Here is a 15,713-nt window from a genome sequence, read left to right as displayed (position 1 = left end):
AGCATAAATGCGAAAAATCACCATTGCCATAGACGGATATTCTTCCACAGGAAAAAGTACTTTGGCCAAGCGTTTGGCTACAGCACTTGATTATGTGTATGTGGATACAGGAGCCATGTACCGTGCCGTTACCCTTTTTGCCTTAGATTCAAAATACCTTGGGGATGGAGAAGAGGATATACCGGGTTTGATACAAGAATTGCCTAAAATAGATTTAAAGTTTGTCCCTAATAAAACACTTGGGAAATCTGAAATGTTCATGAATGGCAAAAATGTGGAGCAGGAAACACGAACAATGCACGTTTCCAAATATGTCAGCAGGGTTGCTGCGATTGAAGAGGTAAGGCATATGTTGGTGAAATTGCAACAGGAAATGGGTAACAAGGAAAAAGGCATCGTAATGGATGGTAGGGATATCGGTACCGTCGTTTTTCCTAATGCAGAACTCAAGTTTTTTATGACCGCCTCCCCAAATACCAGAGCGACCAGACGCTATAAGGAACTGTTGGACAAGGGAGAGGAAGTAAGCTTTGAGGAAGTATTGGAGAACGTTCAAAAACGGGATTTTATCGATTCTACCCGTGCTATATCACCTTTACGAAAAGCCGATGATGCCATTGAATTCGATAACAGTGATATGGGCTTGGATGAGCAATTTGAACGTGTTCACAATTATACGCTTCGGGTGTTGGCGGAGAAGGAATAGGAGAAGTGGATTTTTTGGATTGCACAATGTTACGATACGTTTTTAATTATTTATGTCAGATGGTGGTGTATATATTTTCTCTATAGGCTTTTTAAATTCATCCATTTCGAAATATTTTGGGTTTTCATTCAACCAGTTTTGTATAATTCCTGAAGTCCAGATTTCTGGTAAATTATCTTTGTCCAAATATCCCGTCATAAAGTTTAATTCGTTAATCATGGATGGTATACTAAAGTCAAAATTCGCAAATTCTGCAATTATATAAGTTTGGTTACAGCAAGTTAAATGCTCGGCATAGATTTTCGTGAAAATTAAAGTCAAGTATTTTTCGTAAACTTTTTTGTCAATAGTTCTTAATTCTTTAAATCCTTTGACAATGTCGAATGGGATAGAGTCCAAAGCTGCAGGTCCATTAGGCGAAAAATTGATTGCAAATTCAGATATTTCTTTTTTGTAGTCCTTAGTACCGGATTCTGTCCCGATTATCATCTCCGATTTAGATTCGATTCCACGTTCATATTTTTCCTGTTTCTGATTACAGCTAAACAGTAGAAATAAAATCAGGCAAAAAAGAAAATTATTTAAGCTCATAAATATTTGTCTTAAATACACCACAACGTTTAGGATATGATTTGTTTTATAATGAACTATATCAACCACTACGTGAAGTTCGCAATTTTTAGCTTAAAATCCAGCTCTAGTTTTACAAAACACCTTTCTAAGTCGACATGAAAATCCTTATAACAAAAAAGGCACCCAAAAGGTACCTTTTCTACTCTATTTGTCAGTTCGAGCATAGTCGAGAACCATAAACGAAATCTCAACTCTGCTCGATATGACATAAGTGGATTTTTTTGGTGAACGTATCGGATCGGCTATGAACAGTTGGGGATTTTAAGAATTAATTTTTCGGTTTAGTATTGACCTTTGTTTTATTTTTGTGCTTTTGTTTTATCACTACTGTCCCAATTGCTTATAACCATTGTTGTGCAGCGCTTTTCAATAATTTTCAATCAGTTTTTTAACTATCACATTGAAGTTCTTCTTGTTAATTCCAATTAGTTCGTCTGTAGCTTTTAAATAGCTTTCCAATCTGTTTTCCCTTCCAGCGTTAATTAGTTTTGTAATTCCTTCCTTTCCTTTTTTTGTCTCAATTTCTTGGGCAATGATTCCAGATATTGTGGAACGTACAGAAATTTCAGGTGCTATGTGATGGAAAATCTTCTTATTACTCTTAAAAAGTTCATAGAGATTCGTTTTCGGATTTTTAGACAGATAATTATGCAATTCCAATACCAATCTTTGATGTGTGATCATTTCGCCATTGTTGTCAGTGTAATAGGCATTTCCCCACAGATAAGCAATCCCCTCTTCGGTTATCCAATTTCGATCTTCACGTTTATTGATTTTTCCAGAATAATAGTGGAATATATCGTGTGAAAAATCTTCGTTACTCATTATTGCAAAGATTGTTTTTGAGTCAACCCCATAGCCATCTCTGTATTTTCCGTTTGGAAAAAGTGAATATTTGAAACCCATGAGCTCTAATATTTCCTGAAAATTATCGGTTATGTAGAAATCCAATTTTTCTGCTTCTAAACCCAGTTTTCCTGCTATTTCAGAATTTTTTTATTGAACAGTTCCGCTCTTTTGATGTTAATATCACTCTTGTAATGATAAGTAATGTTACCAATAGTTTGTGTTTTCCAGTAGCGTGTCAAATAATCAATTGGCACTGAAAATGTGAATTTGTCATCAATTTTAGTTGCGATTAAATCTATGATATACAGAAGAACCGGGTCTGATTCGGGTTCCTTATAGGAAGTGTATGAAATGGAAACAAAGTATTCACCATTAGATATCGGATAAACATTTATCAACTGTTTATCTTTGAATTTCAAAGCCGAACTGTCCTTTTTTTTCTCGTAGTTTACCAATTCTTGGAGTAGCGATTGTGTCAATTCTACTCTTTTAGGTGTTAACAAACTTTCATTTATTTTTCCTTTCGTTATTTCTGATAAAAGGGATTCCAAACTTTGATTGAAATTTTGTTTTTTGATAGAATCCATCGGATTTTGTAAAAAATGTGGAATTATCACTGTTTCTTGGGCAAATAATGCGGTAAAGAGAAAAAGTAGAATTATGGTTAGAATGTTTTTTATCATTTCGTTTTTCTTAAATATTATACAACGTTTAAGGTATGATTTGTTGCATGGTAGATTATATCAACCTATACGTGAAGTTCTTAATTTTTGACATAAAAATCAGTTGGAATTGGTGGATAGCTGTTTCAGGTTTATGGAACACCCTTTTCAGTTGATATGAAAATGCTCACAACTAAAAAAGGCACCCAAAAGGCACCTTTTTCTATCAAATTTATCAGTTCGAGCGCAGTGGACAACTATAGAAAATATCTAAACTGTGCTCAATATGACATTAAATTAAATATTCGGAATCACCAACACCTGGTCGGGATGGATAACATCCGGGTTGCTCAAAATATTGGTATTGGCATCAAAGATTTTATTGTATTTCATGGCATCACCATAGTAGTGTTTGGCAATCTTACTTAAAGATTCTCCACTTTTTACTGTGTGCCTGTGATACACGGAGTCATCCGCAACAGATATGTTCGCTTGAACATCAGATGGGTTTTCACCACCAATTTGTTTAATTTTATCCCAAATGGCATTTTTCTCGTAAGGCGTATTTGCTGTTCCCTTAATTTTTAAAACGCCTCCGTCTTCAGAAACATCACCGCCTTGTATCCCCAATTCTTGACCTAAATCCAAAACTGCTTGGTATTTTGCTTTTGCACTCATAGTAATATGTATTGTTTTAATGGTTAATATTTAGAAACAATATAGATATAAAAGTCACAATACGATCTAAATTTTCATTAATTATTGCGTTAATCAAATAACAGGACACAAGGGTTTGTAAAACAAGGAATTAATTGTATTTTTGCACTCCTTTTTAACAAATAACGAGAGGAAAAGGAATCGGAAAAAACAAATAACAGCTTCTGCAGTAATTGTTTAACTCTTGTAAAACTGTAGAATACAAATTTAAATCAGCACATGGCTGAAGAAAAAGCAAGCGTTGAGGTAGAAGAAACTACCGAAACAGTAAAAGAAACAAAAGAAGAAGTTCAGACCCAACAAGACCCAAAAGAGTATCTTGAAAATTTTGATTGGGAAAAGTACGAAGAAGGCATTGAGCGCGTAGACGATACAAAGCTCAAGGAATTCGAAGCACTTGTAGAGGAAAACTTTGTGGATACCGCAGATGAAGAAGTGGTTGAAGGTAAAGTAGTTCACATGACCGACCGTGAGGCAATCATTGACATCAATGCAAAGTCCGAAGGTGTTATTTCGTTGAACGAGTTCCGCTACAATCCTGACCTTAAAGTTGGGGATAAAGTTGAGGTTCTTATCGATATTCGTGAAGACAAGACCGGACAATTGGTGTTGTCCCACAGAAAAGCAAGAACGATCATGGCTTGGGATAGAGTCAATGCTGCCCATGACAAAGAAGAGATTGTTCAAGGTTTTGTAAAATGCAGGACCAAAGGAGGTATGATCGTAGATGTTTTTGGAATCGAGGCATTCTTGCCAGGTTCGCAAATTGACGTAAAACCTATTCGTGACTACGATCAGTATGTTGGTAAAACCATGGAATTCAAAGTGGTTAAGATCAACCACGAATTCAAAAATGTAGTTGTTTCCCACAAAGCACTTATCGAAGCGGATATTGAAGAGCAGAAGAAGGAAATCATTGGTCAGTTGGAAAAAGGACAAGTATTGGAAGGCGTTGTCAAAAACGTTACTTCTTACGGCGTCTTTATCGACCTTGGTGGTGTTGATGGATTAATCCATATTACCGACCTTTCTTGGAGCAGAATCAACCACCCGAACGAAGTTGTTGAATTAGACCAAAAACTAAACGTGGTAATCCTTGATTTTGATGATAACAAATCAAGAATCCAGTTAGGTCTTAAGCAATTGGAGAAACACCCATGGGATGCCCTTGGGGATGAGATAAAAATTGGTGACAAGGTTAAAGGTAAGGTTGTGGTCATTGCCGATTACGGTGCCTTTATCGAAGTGGCCGAAGGTGTGGAAGGATTGATTCACGTTTCTGAAATGTCCTGGTCTACGCACTTAAGGTCTGCACAAGATTTTGTTAGCGTAGGTGATGAGGTTGAAGCAGTTGTATTGACCTTGGATAGGGAAGATCGTAAGATGTCCCTAGGTATCAAGCAATTGACTCCAGACCCATGGACAGATATTACATCTAAGTATCCAGTAGGTTCCAGACACAAAGGAATCGTAAGAAACTTTACAAACTTTGGTGTGTTCGTTGAAATGGAAGAAGGAATCGACGGATTGATTTATATCTCCGACCTTTCTTGGACCAAGAAAATCAAGCACCCATCAGAATTTGTAACCGTTGGCGATACGTTGGAAGTTGAAGTATTGGAATTGGATGTGGACGGACGTAAGCTAAGTCTTGGTCACAAACAGACTACCGAGAATCCTTGGGATAAATACGCTGAAGAGTTTGCGGAAGGAACGGTACACAAAGCAGCGATTTCTGAAATCGTTGACAAAGGTGCCACGGTGACTTTCAATGATGATATTGTAGGTTTTATACCTTCAAGACACATGGAGAAAGAAGATGGCAAAAAGCTTGGAAAAGGCGAAGAGGTCGATTTCAAGATCATTGAGTTCAACAAAGACTTTAAACGTGTTGTTGCAAGTCATACCGCTATCTTTAGAGAGCAAGAAGAACGCAACGTAAATACAGCTAAAAGAAAAGCTGCTGCAGCTGCAGAGGAGTCCAAAACCACGCTTGGTGATGCGAATGCTCAGTTACAGGCGTTGAAGGATAAAATGGAAGCTGATTCTAAAAAGTAATCAGTTTTTATAAGTAATTTTAGAAGCCCTGCCCTATTAAGGACAGGGCTTTTTTATTTTCATACCTTTTAAAGAATTGTTTACTTTTGCCTGTAATAGAGTCGGCAGCAAAGCATATGAGTCAAAGAGTACTTCTTACTTCAAAAGAAATCAACATTATACTGCATCGTTTGGCTTGCCAGCTTTTAGAAAACCACCTTGACTTTACCAATACTGCCTTAATAGGAATTCAGCCTAGGGGCGTGTATTTAGCAGAGCGTTTGACCAAAATTCTTCAAGAGGAATACAAGGTCAAACATATTGATTTGGGTTTTTTGGATATTACATTTTATCGTGATGATTTTGGCAGGGGCGACAAAACGTTGAAGGCCAATACTACCAAAATTAATTTTTTGGTCGAGGATAGAAACGTAGTTTTTATTGATGATGTACTTTATACCGGAAGAAGCATAAGAGCGGCATTAACCGCCATCCAGTCTTTTGGGAGACCTTCGGATATAGAACTATTGACCTTGATAGATAGAAGGTTCAGTAGGCATTTGCCAATCCAACCCAACTATAGGGGACGACAGGTAGATGCGATCAATGAAGAGAAAGTAAAGGTGATGTGGGAAGAAAATGACGGAAAGGATAGTGTATATTTAGTAAGCAAATAATTAAAAATGAGCGAATTAAGTGTGAATCACTTACTGGGAATAAAATATCTTAACAAAAAAGATATCGAACTCATTTTTGAAACTGCAGATCATTTTAAGGAAGTTATCAATCGCTCTATTAAAAAGGTTCCCACGCTTAGAGACATTACTATCGCCAATATCTTTTTTGAGAACAGCACCCGTACCAAACTTTCTTTTGAGTTGGCCGAGAAACGTTTGTCTGCAGATGTTATCAATTTTTCCGCCTCCCAATCCTCGGTGAAGAAGGGGGAAACCTTAATAGATACCGTAAATAATATCCTTTCCATGAAAGTGGATATGGTGGTTATGCGTCATCCAAACCCGGGAGCAGGGATTTTTTTGTCAAAACATGTAGATGCAGCGATTATAAATGCTGGAGATGGGGCGCATGAACATCCTACGCAAGCACTACTGGATTCGTATTCCATCCGAGAAAAATTAGGAGAAGTTGCAGGGAAGAATGTTGTTATTGTTGGAGATATTTTGCACTCTAGAGTGGCATTATCCAATATTTTCGCTTTAAAATTGCAAGGAGCAAATGTTAAGGTCTGTGGGCCAAAAACACTGATTCCAAAACATATCCCATCGCTAGGAGTACAGGTTGAAACAGATTTACGAAAGGCTTTGGAGTGGTGCGATGTAGCCAATATGCTACGTGTACAAAACGAACGAATGGATATCAGTTATTTTCCATCTACACGCGAATACACCCAGCAATTTGGAATCAATAAAAAACTACTGAACAGTTTGGAGAAAGAAATTGTAATCATGCATCCCGGACCTATAAATAGGGGAGTGGAGATTACAAGTGATGTAGCCGATTCCAATCAGGCCATAATCTTGGAACAGGTTGAAAATGGCGTTGCTATTCGTATGGCCGTGATTTATTTGTTGGCATCAAAAATTAAGTAATATGATTTTCGATAAAGAGGGAACTACAACAACGGTTTTTCAAGAAAACATATCAATTTCTACCTTCTTGGAAAACTTTAAGAATGGGTATGCTAAAATTAAGCACGACAACATCATTCTGAATCTTTTTTCATTCAATGCACTAACTTCAGATGATATCTTGGAGTTTTTGGTGGTTTCGAATACGCATAAAGCTTCGGGCAAATCTTTTGTCTTGGTAACCGATAAAGTGTCCTATGATGAGATTCCAGAAGAGATTAGTCTGGTTCCCTCAATACAGGAAGCCAAGGATATAATTGAGATGGAAGAGATTGAACGGGACTTGGGAATTTAGTAGTCAGTAGTTGGTATTCATCAGCTAGTTCTGACTCTTTAAGTATGATAAATATAAAAATGAGCTTTTTAAAAACGTATCTTAGAATTGTACTATTGATAATCATTCCTCCCAAGTACCCTCAATTTTCCATTTTCCACTTTTAATTTTCCATCACGATGAAGTTAACCATTCTCGGATGCTATTCCGCTACTCCTCGCACGTTTACCAATCCTACTTCTCAGGTTTTGGAAATACGAAACCATATGTTTTTGATTGATTGTGGAGAAGGTACGCAAGTCCAATTACGGAAAAATAAAATCAAGTTTTCCCGAATCAAGCACATCTTTATTTCGCATTTGCACGGAGACCATTTTTTTGGACTGCCGGGGCTTGTTTCCACGTTTCGATTGTTGGGCAGAGAATCTGAACTCCACATATACGGTCCAAAAGGTATTAAAGAGGCTATCACGTTACTGCTCAAATTAGGAGACTCATGGACCAATTACCCTTTAATATTCCATGAATTAAGTTCAAAAGAATCTGAGTTGGTCTATGAAGATGATCAGATAAGTGTATATACAATCCCATTAGAACATAGGGTGTACACCAACGGTTTTTTGTTTAAAGAGAAAACGGCACCAAGAAAATTGAATATTGAGGCAGTTGCCAAGCATAAAGTTGACAAAAGTCAATTCAACAATATTAAAAATGGGAAGAATGGTGTTTCGAAAAATGGGACAACAGTTTTAAATAGAGAGCTTACCCTGGACCCATCACCTCCAAAAAGTTATGCATTCTGTAGTGATACCATCTACAAGGAATCCATCTTGCCCATTATAGCAAACGTTGACACGCTCTATCATGAATCCACTTTTTTAGAAACCGAGTCCCATCTTTGTAAAAAAACCAAACATTCAACAGCAAAACAAGCGGCAGAAATCGCTAAGAAAGCCAATGCGAATCGTCTTATTTTAGGACACTATTCCACTAGATACAAATCTATTGAGCTTTTTAAAGAAGAAGCAATGCAAATATTTCCGAATGTTGCATTGGCCGAGGATGGAAAATGCTTTGAACTCTAACTTTTTAGCATTAAAAACAAAAGTGCATCAATCTTTTTAGTCTGCATTCTTTTGTGGAAATTTGTGTATCACAAGAACAAAAGATGCAAAAGGACTTAAGCAACTACCGAAAATCGTACGAAAAAAGTGAATTAGCAGAAAATTCCATCAAGGAGAATCCATTGGAGCAATTCCAAAAATGGTTTTATGAAGTTGAAGCCACTGATGGTTTGGAAGAAGTTAATGCCATGACCCTTTCTACCATTGGTCTGGATGGGTTCCCTAAAAATAGAGTGGTGCTCATGAAAAAGTATACCCACGAAGGATTCATTTTTTATACCAATTATGACAGTGAAAAGGGGAAGGCCATAGAAAACGACCCTTCTGTTTGCCTTTCGTTTTTTTGGCCCAATTTAGAACGACAGGTAATTATCAAGGGCAAAGCAGAAAAGATAGCGGAAAACCTTTCGGATGGTTATTTTGAATCCAGGCCTATGGGCAGTCAGCTTGGCGCTATTGTATCAAATCAAAGTGAAGTGATTTCGTCAAGGGAAATGTTGGAGGAAAAACTGCATGATTTGGAGAAAGCGTATGAAGGAAAACAACCAGAAAGGCCATCGTATTGGGGCGGTTATCTGGTAAGGCCCATTTCCTTGGAGTTTTGGCAAGGTCGCCCAAATCGTTTGCACGACCGCATTCGATACACACTTCAAGAAGATTTTAACTGGAAAATAGAACGTTTGCAACCCTAAATCCAAAAAGTATGAAAACGATAATCTTGGTCAGGCATGGAAAATCCTCATGGGATTATGAGGTTTCGGATAAAGATAGACCCTTAAAAGAACGGGGAATCAATGATGCCCACTTGGTTGCGACTAAGTTTAAAAAAAACGGTTTTAATATTGATTTCGCTTATTCCAGTCCAGCAAACAGGGCATTGCATACTTCCATAGTTTTTTTACGTAACCTGAATTTTGATTTTGATAAGTTTCAGGTCAAAGAGGAGATTTATGATTTTTCTGGCAATAGTGTACAACGGTTTATAGAAGGTTTGGATAACAAGTATAGTAATGTACTAATTTTTGGTCATAATTATGCCTTTACATCACTTGCAAATAGATGGGGAGATCAGTATCTTGAAAATGTTCCTACTGCAGGATTGGTCCAGATTAAATTTTATGTTACCAAGTGGGATGAAATAGTAAAAGGGGCTACTGAACAGGTCATTTTTCCAAAACATTTAAAGTAATACATGATTAAGACAAAGAACCAATACGTAAATAGGGAAATAAGCTGGTTACACTTTAACGCAAGGGTATTGCAGGAAAGTGCCGATACCAATGTGCCGTTAATCGATAGGCTCAGGTTTTTAGGTATTTTCAGTAATAATCTTGATGAATTTTTTAAAGTAAGGTATGCGACGGTAAAACGCATTGTTGATGTTGGTAAAACAGGTAAAAGTGTTTTAGGGGGCGAGAAAGCAAAAGATTTGTTGGAAGAGATCACTAAAATTGTTATCGCCCAACAAGCAAGAAGTCTCGAAATCCTTAACAGTATTGAAGAGGAGCTTAAAGAAAAAAATATCTTCATTATAGATGAAAATGAAATCGATGAAAGCCAAGCCGAGTTCATAAGGGAATACTTTTTTAAAAAGGTCAACCAAGAGCTCATGACCATCATCTTGAATGACCTCACCGAATTTCCCTTGCTAAAGGATACAGCAGCTTATTTGGCCGTTAAAATGGTTTTGACAGATAACGAATCAGCGGCAGCACATGGTAACAATAGATATGCTTTGATTGAAATCCCAAAAGGGATAGATCGTTTTGTTGTATTGCCCAAGCAAGGAGATAAAAACTATATCATCATTTTAGATGACTTAATCCGGTTTTGTTTGGATAGCGTCTTTACCATGTTCGAGTTTAAATCGATTACGGCGCATATGATCAAAATTACACGTGATGCCGAGTTGGATATCGATAATGATTTGACCAAAAGTTTTATCGAGAAAATCTCATCGAGCGTAGAGGATAGAAAAATAAGCGATCCCGTTCGTTTTGTTTACGATAAAAGTATCGATAAGGACACGCTTCAGTTTCTCAAGGAAAAAATGAACATTATCGATACGGATAGTGTGATTCCCGGTGGTAGGTACCACAATAGAAGGGACTATATGGGCTTTCCAAGTTTAGGTAGAAACGATTTAATGTATAAAAAGATTGAACCCTTGCCAGTAAAGGGGTTTAGCATGAAAGGTAGTTTGCTGGAGATGATCGCTCAAAAAGATTACCTTATTTATACACCGTATCATACATTTTCCTACGTTACCAAATTTCTTAGGGAAGCCGCATTGGACCCTAAAGTAAGAACCATCAAAATTACGATATACCGTTTGGCAAACGATAGTCAGATTGCATCTGCTCTGGTCAATGCCGTAAAGAACGGAAAACAGGTAACTGTACAAATAGAACTGCAGGCGAGGTTTGATGAACAAGCTAATATTGAATATGCCAATCAACTACAATCGGAAGGAATCAACCTGATTTTTGGGATACCCGGCCTCAAAGTACACAGTAAGATTTGTTTGGTTGAGCGAGAGGAGACTGCCGGTATCAAACGATATGGTTTTGTGAGTACGGGAAATTTTAACGAATCCACAGCAAAAATCTATACGGATTATACGCTATTTACGGCCCACGAGGGTATTCTTAAAGAAATGGGCAAGGTTTTCGAATTCTTCGAAATAAATTATAAAATCAATAAATACAAGCACTTAATAGTCTCCCCACACTACACGAAATCGACTTTTATCAAATTGATCGATACAGAAATAGCCAATGCCATAGTTGGAAAACCAGCTTACATAAAAATCAAAATGAACAGTTTAACGTCCTATAAAATGGTTGACAAGCTGTACGAAGCGAGTAGGGCAGGAGTAAAAGTTCAACTTATTATAAGAGGTGTTTGTTGTTTGGTTCCTGGGATTGAAGGCATGAGCGAAAACATTGAAGCAATAAGTGTTGTGGACAAATTTTTGGAGCATCCGCGTCTGTTCATTTTTGGAAACGGCGGTAATCCCAAAATTTATATATCCTCTGCCGATTGGATGACGCGAAATCTTGATTTTAGAGTTGAAGTAGGATGCCCCATATACGATGAGGATATTAAGCAGGAACTGCTCGATACCTTTGATATTTCTTGGCGGGACAATCAAAAAGCAAGGATTTTTTCCGAAATGCACGATAACGCATACAGGCAAAAAAACATGGATGAGCCAGAATTGCGGTCCCAGTTTGCCCTTTACGATTACTATCGGCAAAAGTTAGAATCTTAATATTGCTGAATTGAGGATACGAAAATTTGCGGCTATCGATATTGGTTCCAATGCAATTAGGTTGCTCATAAACAATGTTATTGAACACCCTGAAAAGCCAACGGTATTTAAGAAGAGTGAATTGATACGGGTGCCCATACGATTGGGCGAGGATTCTTTTACAGTAGGCGAGATATCCGAAAGAAATTTAGCTAGGTTGATCAAGACCATGAAATCCTTTGATTTGTTGATGCAGGTTTATGATGTTGAAAAATATATGGCCTGTGCAACGTCGGCCTTGCGTGAAGCAAATAATGGGCAAGATGTAGTAGAGCAAGTGCATAAGGAATCAGGTATCCAAATAAGTATTATTGATGGAAAAAAAGAAGCCTCGATCATAGCATCTACCGATTTAAAGGACTTGATCAAAAAAGACAAATCTTATCTGTATGTAGATGTAGGTGGAGGAAGCACCGAATTTACCGTCTTTAAAAAAGGGAACTTGCTCGCTTCAAAGTCGTTTAAAATAGGTACTGTAAGAATTTTAAATGATTTGGTCAAAGATGCCGTATGGAATCAAATAAAAGCATGGATTATACCTCACTTTGATAAAGAGAGCAAGGTTGAGATTATTGGTTCAGGTGGGAACATCAATAAACTCCATAAAATGTCAGGTAGGAAAACGGGGCAACCTTTATCCTTTATTTGGCTGAATGCCCAATATCACTTTTTGAACAGTATGGCATATGATGACAGAATTTCCGAATTGGGGCTAAATCAAGATAGGGCAGATGTCATAATTCCTGCTACAAAAATATTCTTGTCCGCTGCAAAGTGGAGTGGGGCCAAAAAAATAAACGTTCCTAAAATTGGACTGGCCGATGGAATGATAAAAACACTTTATTACGAATAGTACCTAAAGTTACCCATGCATGGTTTCCTTTTTGCCAAGGTCCTGCATTAAGGTTGCTTCATAATCCAAAAGCTGCTGCCATTTTTTGTCCACTTCTTCCCGATTTCCGTATTTACGGGCAAATTTTAAAAACATGGTATAGTGATTGGCTTCACTCACCATTAATTTTTGATAAAAATCCGCTAAATCTTGATCCCCCATTTCTTCGGAAAGTAACCTGAAACGTTCACAACTTCTTGCTTCAATGAGGGCAGCGTACAAAAGCTTATGGACCAGGTGTGTTTCCCTGCTACCACCTTTTGGAAAGAATTTCATCAGTTTTATGACATATTCATCTTTGCGTTCACGTCCCAGTACCCAACCTCGCTTTAGAATTTTATCATGAACCATATTAAAATGTCCCATTTCTTCCCTGGCCAGGGCGGTCATTTCTTTGACCAGTTCAGATTTTTCCGGAAAACCGATAATAAGTGAAATCGCCATACTTGCTGCCTTTTGTTCACAGTATGCATGGTCTGTTAGAATTTCTTCTATGTTTTTTTCAACAATGTTCACCCATCTTGGGTCCGTAGGTAATTTTAGTCCTAGCATTGGATTCTATTAAATTTTTGAACGCAACAAAGATAAAAGTATTACGACTAATCATTTAGGTTCCATAGAGGATAAGTGGTGAAAATTGATGATTAAAAATCTAAATCGAACTCTTTGCGCAAAATATCAAGTGCGGGATTCTTTTCCCTTAACTTTTGATATTTTTCCTCTGGAGTAAAAGCGAACTTTTTTGCTACGATTTCGTTAACGGTTATATGAAGTGAAATGGAATAATTGTTCAGTTTTTCCTTTATATAATTTAGCATCAGGCTTTGTTCCCGTTCCACTTCTTTCTTCATGGTATCGTTTGGAAGTTCAATCCAAATTACGTGGTCACCTTTTAACTTTGGGACATCGGTCTGAAGGTTACTGGCCAATATTTTTCGGCCATCATCTTCAAGTTGTTGTACAAAATCATTCCAGTGTTTTTGCATGTCACCTTCCGTAAATGGTTCTTTTGGAAGCTCTTCTTCTGCAATTGGCGGTGATTTAATGTTCTCATGTTCCTTTTTTGCCTTAATACTGGACAAAGACAATCCCGATACACGATTTGTAGTATTCTTTAATTGAATTTTTTTGACCGGAGAATTCTCTACAATGACCTGTGGTGGTTCAATACTTTCAGTCTTGGATTCTGTATGCTCTTCTTCGTTGATTGCAACTTTCTGTTCCAATTTTTTTTCTTTTGGAACAACCAAATCATTGTCTGTAACTGGTTTTGCAGTAAAAAATGAAGCTGGAACTATGAAATCAGGCTTTTTTTTTTCTCCATTAAAAGTAATGGATGCCAATTTCATCAATGTTAATTCTACGAGTAATCGTTGATTTTTACTGGTTTTGTATTTTAAATCACAATCGTTGGCAATCTCCAAGGCCTGAAGCAAAAATTCTTTAGTTGCCTTTTTTGATTGTTCTTGATATTGATTTTTTACATCGTCACCAACCTCCAGTAAAGAAAGTGTTTCAGGATGCTGGCAGACCATCAAATCCCTAAAATGGGAGGCAAGACCAGTAATATAGTGATGCCCATCAAACCCAAGTGACAGTGTTCTGTTAAAAAGAATCAGTAATTCTGGGATATTATTTTGAAGGATAAGGTCGGTACTGGAAAAATAGGTGTCGTAGTCGAGAACATTCAGGTTTTCCGTAACTCCTTTTCGGGTCAATTGCTTTCCGGAAAAACTGACTACCCTATCAAATATGGAAAGCGCATCTCGCATGGCTCCATCCGCTTTTTGTGCTATAATGTGCAGCGCACTTTCTTCCGCTTCTATTCCTTGCTGTTCTGCTATATATTTTAAATATGAAGCTGCATCTTTTACCGTTATTCGCTTAAAATCGAAAATTTGACAACGGGAAAGTATGGTAGGAATAATTTTATGTTTTTCGGTAGTTGCCAGAATAAAAATAGCATGCTTAGGAGGCTCTTCCAACGTTTTCAAAAATGCATTAAAAGCGGATTGGGATAACATGTGCACCTCATCGATAATATACACTTTGTACTTTCCAACCTGTGGCGGTATGCGTACTTGGTCTATAAGACTTCGGATATCATCTACGGAATTATTGGAAGCCGCATCCAGTTCAAAAATATTGAAGGCAAAGTCTTCATCATCCTGTTCGGTACCATCCTGATTAATTTTTTTGGCCAGGATACGGGCGCACGTAGTTTTCCCTACGCCCCTTGGTCCACAGAACAAAAGCGCCTGCGCCAAATGGTTATTATCAATGGCATTTAGCAACGTATTGGTAATAGCCTCTTGGCCCACAACATCCTTAAAGGTTTGGGGACGATATTTTCGAGCTGATACTACAAAGGGTTCCAAATCAGGAAAAATTTTGTATTCTACAAATATAAAAATAGCAGCTAGCAAAGCGGCCTAAGCTTAAAGAAGTAAGCTATTTTTTATTAACAATTACTTTACCTTTGCTGCCAGCAGGCCACCTTATCGTCTTGTGCCGAACTTGTTTCGGCATCTCTTTGAATTTGGCAACATTTTTTTAGAGGTCCCAAATCAAGTTTGGGACAAGGAGGAAAGTCCGGACACCATAGTGCAGCATAGCGGGTAACGCCCGTCCATCGAAAGATGAGGACCAGTGCAACAGAAAGCAAGTACAGTTAGGCTGTAGTGAAATCAGGTAAACTCTATGCGGTGAAACGTCATGTAAACCAATGTTTGAGGGCTGCACGCCCAAATTGGAGGGTAGGCGGTTGGAACTTTTGGGTAACTGAAAGTCTAGATAAATGATAAGGAACTTCCTTTAGGGATGTACAGAATCCGGCTTATGGCCTGCTTTTTTAAAT

General features: G+C 37.6%; 16 protein-coding genes and 1 other RNA gene. 11 read left to right on the top strand and 6 right to left on the bottom strand.

From position 1 onward, the window contains the following. The first annotated feature begins 7 nt into the window (after positions 1-7). Entirely contained in the window at positions 8-706 is a 699-nt protein-coding gene (gene cmk / locus LV716_RS00620) for a (d)CMP kinase (RefSeq protein WP_163419352.1), read from the top strand. A 42-nt stretch (positions 707-748) separates the two neighbouring features. On the opposite strand, the gene LV716_RS00615 is transcribed toward cmk, so the two are convergent. The 4 genes from LV716_RS00615 to LV716_RS00600 all read right to left on the bottom strand — a co-directional run bounded on the left by LV716_RS00615 (position 749) and on the right by LV716_RS00600 (position 3,528). After that, positions 749-1,195, bottom strand: coding sequence for a hypothetical protein (locus LV716_RS00615; RefSeq protein ID WP_163419351.1), 447 nt, complete (start codon positions 1,193-1,195; stop codon positions 749-751). Positions 1,196-1,705: 510 nt separating this feature from the next. After that, positions 1,706-2,245, bottom strand: a complete 540-nt coding sequence (locus tag LV716_RS00610) for a hypothetical protein (RefSeq protein ID WP_163419350.1) — start codon at positions 2,243-2,245, stop codon at positions 1,706-1,708. A 74-nt stretch (positions 2,246-2,319) separates the two neighbouring features. After that, entirely contained in the window at positions 2,320-2,871 is a 552-nt protein-coding gene (locus LV716_RS00605; RefSeq protein ID WP_163419349.1) for a hypothetical protein, read from the bottom strand. A 276-nt stretch (positions 2,872-3,147) separates the two neighbouring features. After that, positions 3,148-3,528 carry a LysM peptidoglycan-binding domain-containing protein gene (locus LV716_RS00600; RefSeq protein ID WP_163419348.1) on the bottom strand — a complete coding sequence of 127 codons (381 nt, stop codon included), beginning with the start codon at positions 3,526-3,528 and terminating at the stop codon, positions 3,148-3,150. A gap of 258 nt (positions 3,529-3,786) precedes the next feature. Here LV716_RS00600 and rpsA point away from each other — a divergent pair, with 258 nt between their 5' ends. From rpsA to LV716_RS00555, 9 genes are all read left to right on the top strand, one after another. Beyond that, a complete protein-coding gene (gene rpsA / locus LV716_RS00595; RefSeq protein WP_163419347.1) occupies positions 3,787-5,625 on the top strand; it encodes a 30S ribosomal protein S1 in 1,839 nt (612 codons plus the stop codon). Between the two features lie 116 nt (positions 5,626-5,741). Continuing rightward, positions 5,742-6,281 carry a bifunctional pyr operon transcriptional regulator/uracil phosphoribosyltransferase PyrR gene (gene pyrR, locus LV716_RS00590; protein WP_163419346.1) on the top strand — a complete coding sequence of 180 codons (540 nt, stop codon included), beginning with the start codon at positions 5,742-5,744 and terminating at the stop codon, positions 6,279-6,281. Between the two features lie 6 nt (positions 6,282-6,287). Beyond that, entirely contained in the window at positions 6,288-7,214 is a 927-nt protein-coding gene (locus LV716_RS00585; protein WP_163419345.1) for an aspartate carbamoyltransferase catalytic subunit, read from the top strand. Position 7,215: 1 nt separating this feature from the next. Further along, the gene (locus LV716_RS00580; protein ID WP_163419344.1) at positions 7,216-7,548 is read left to right on the top strand and encodes a ribonuclease Z; all 333 of its coding nucleotides are present in this window, start codon (positions 7,216-7,218) and stop codon (positions 7,546-7,548) included. A 158-nt stretch (positions 7,549-7,706) separates the two neighbouring features. Next, positions 7,707-8,612: a ribonuclease Z gene (locus LV716_RS00575; protein WP_163419343.1), complete on the top strand. Its 906-nt coding sequence runs from the start codon at positions 7,707-7,709 to the stop codon at positions 8,610-8,612. A gap of 83 nt (positions 8,613-8,695) precedes the next feature. Further along, a complete protein-coding gene (pdxH, locus tag LV716_RS00570; RefSeq protein ID WP_163419342.1) occupies positions 8,696-9,343 on the top strand; it encodes a pyridoxamine 5'-phosphate oxidase in 648 nt (215 codons plus the stop codon). An 11-nt stretch (positions 9,344-9,354) separates the two neighbouring features. Next, the gene (locus tag LV716_RS00565) at positions 9,355-9,840 is read left to right on the top strand and encodes a histidine phosphatase family protein (protein ID WP_163419341.1); all 486 of its coding nucleotides are present in this window, start codon (positions 9,355-9,357) and stop codon (positions 9,838-9,840) included. A 3-nt stretch (positions 9,841-9,843) separates the two neighbouring features. Beyond that, on the top strand, positions 9,844-11,925 hold the full coding sequence (gene ppk1, locus LV716_RS00560; protein WP_163419340.1) for a polyphosphate kinase 1: 2,082 nt from the start codon (positions 9,844-9,846) through the stop codon (positions 11,923-11,925). Between the two features lie 10 nt (positions 11,926-11,935). Further along, positions 11,936-12,817, top strand: coding sequence for a Ppx/GppA phosphatase family protein (locus tag LV716_RS00555; protein WP_163419339.1), 882 nt, complete (start codon positions 11,936-11,938; stop codon positions 12,815-12,817). Between the two features lie 9 nt (positions 12,818-12,826). Here the strand turns inward: LV716_RS00555 and LV716_RS00550 are convergent, their stop codons facing one another. Then, positions 12,827-13,408 carry a tRNA-(ms[2]io[6]A)-hydroxylase gene (locus tag LV716_RS00550; protein WP_163419338.1) on the bottom strand — a complete coding sequence of 194 codons (582 nt, stop codon included), beginning with the start codon at positions 13,406-13,408 and terminating at the stop codon, positions 12,827-12,829. A 92-nt stretch (positions 13,409-13,500) separates the two neighbouring features. Further along, on the bottom strand, positions 13,501-15,234 hold the full coding sequence (locus LV716_RS00545; RefSeq protein ID WP_163419337.1) for a DNA polymerase III subunit gamma/tau: 1,734 nt from the start codon (positions 15,232-15,234) through the stop codon (positions 13,501-13,503). 156 nt (positions 15,235-15,390) lie between these two features. Here LV716_RS00545 and rnpB point away from each other — a divergent pair. Then, positions 15,391-15,711: RNase P RNA component class A (gene rnpB / locus LV716_RS00540), an RNA gene on the top strand. Positions 15,712-15,713: the final 2 nt, after the last annotated feature.

This window comes from Flagellimonas sp. HMM57 (assembly GCF_021390175.1).
GTDB lineage: Bacteria > Bacteroidota > Bacteroidia > Flavobacteriales > Flavobacteriaceae > Flagellimonas.
The sequence above is the reverse complement of the archived record's forward strand: the minus strand, read 5'-3'. Positions and strand labels throughout refer to the sequence as shown.